At 34.5% G+C, this 1,735-nt stretch carries 1 protein-coding gene; it reads right to left on the reverse strand.

What is annotated here, in order from left to right:
• Positions 1-1,054: 1,054 nt before the first annotated feature.
• The gene (locus G337_RS0119240; RefSeq protein WP_028865297.1) at positions 1,055-1,669 is read right to left on the reverse strand and encodes a hypothetical protein; all 615 of its coding nucleotides are present in this window, start codon (positions 1,667-1,669) and stop codon (positions 1,055-1,057) included.
• Positions 1,670-1,735: the final 66 nt, after the last annotated feature.

Consider the following 1,735-nt stretch of genomic DNA (forward strand, 5'->3'; position numbering starts at 1 on the left):
TTACTATAAACAGCAGAAATAAACGCCCGGGCTTGTCCAACAATAGGATTAAGTCGTGGTTCGCGCTGCTCACACGACCTATCCTTATTAGTTAGGTTGCAACAAATCTATTTGCACATGAAATTGACTAGGTCAGATTTGCTCGATCCAGCAATCAAACTAGTCCATTTAGTCGTTTTATATAAATTAATATTTGATATCGAGTCATCACCATAACCAAGACTCTTATACCGCTTACTTTTACAATTTATATCTGTAATAGAAAAGCCGACACCACTATAGTACTCATTTTTAGGGCACACTTGCTTATGTATTACTCTAAGATTTCCTTTGATATGTTCCGACTTTACTAAGTAATATTGGCACTTCTCAGTAGTAGAACGAGGGATCAAAACATCCCCACCAACCTTTGTAGATTTAGCATACGAGAGTATTGGAAAAAACATACATACCATTAAAACAGTATTTTTAAATAACATTATTTCACCTCGATAATAGTGACTAAAACTGCAATCTAACGCCGCAAACAACAGCGCATAGGTTTGGCGGTGTTTTTGCTGGCTTTTGTTTTTAGCAAAAACAATGACAAGCCGTTATGCGTCTGATTGCTTTGCCTTGTTAATGCCGTGGCAGACAACGATGTCGCCAACGGTTAATAATTACTGAGCTGGTTTCACCGCTCTTGGTTTTGCTAAACACACCACTTTAAATGAAGCCCGGTTTTACAGAAAACTCAGATAATGTGTTTTAAGCTTTCGGCTTTTATAAAAGTTAAAACGCTATTAGCGGCATCAACTTTACTTTGGCTGAATGAGCATATTTACAAAACAGCGAATACTACGCTTTACGAGCATTTCACAAAGCATGTCATACAAAACGCACTTACATTATTCAGCAAATAACACCTTTAAATTTAAAGGCGATTAACGCCTGCAACAACGGCGCATAGGTTGGCGTTGTTTTTGCAGGCTTTTTGTTATAGCAAAAACGATGACAACCGTTTATGCGTCCGATTGATTGCACTTGTTATATTTGGAAAGATATAGTTTTGATATCAAAGGCTTTCTTTGTATTTATCAAACTCTTCAACAAGGTCAAAAGGTAATAAGAAATAAGTATCACCGAAGTCACTATTTAAAATTAAAAAATATAGGTCTTTATCTTGTTCATGTAAAAAACGTTCAATATGTTCAAATACTTGATAATCTAACATCTTAGTATAAAGTTCATCACGCACATATTTGTAAGAAAAACTATTTCCCTTAAATGCAAATTTAATTTCGATGGTATTAAATTCACAATCATCGTCCATAATAGGAGGCTTACCATCGACCGTAATAGTAAAATCATTGCGTTTTAGAGAAATACCCGCAAAAGCCAACATATCACCCCAAATATCAGGATATATGTTAATTACATCTCTAATGCTCGCAACGTTTTCACCAAACGGCTCTCCATCCATAAATACTCTTTTTTCATAAAGTAATATTTCAAGAATTCTATTAAAATCTCCATGTTTAAAGTCGTCTAAAACATCACTATCTTCATAATGAAGTTCTTCTTTTTTAAATTTAAGAATTTCTTTTTTGTCTTCAATATCTTTTACTTCTGAAAAATCAACGTTATATGCTTTTAACTTTGACAGAAATGGATCCCATTGACTGGACACACAACCTAGTTTCTTAAGTGATCAACCCAAGTTATGTGGCGAACCTTTGTCTTGCAAAATAAACCT

The organism is Psychromonas aquimarina ATCC BAA-1526 (assembly GCF_000428725.1).
In the GTDB taxonomy this organism is placed as follows: Bacteria; Pseudomonadota; Gammaproteobacteria; order Enterobacterales; family Psychromonadaceae; genus Psychromonas; species Psychromonas aquimarina.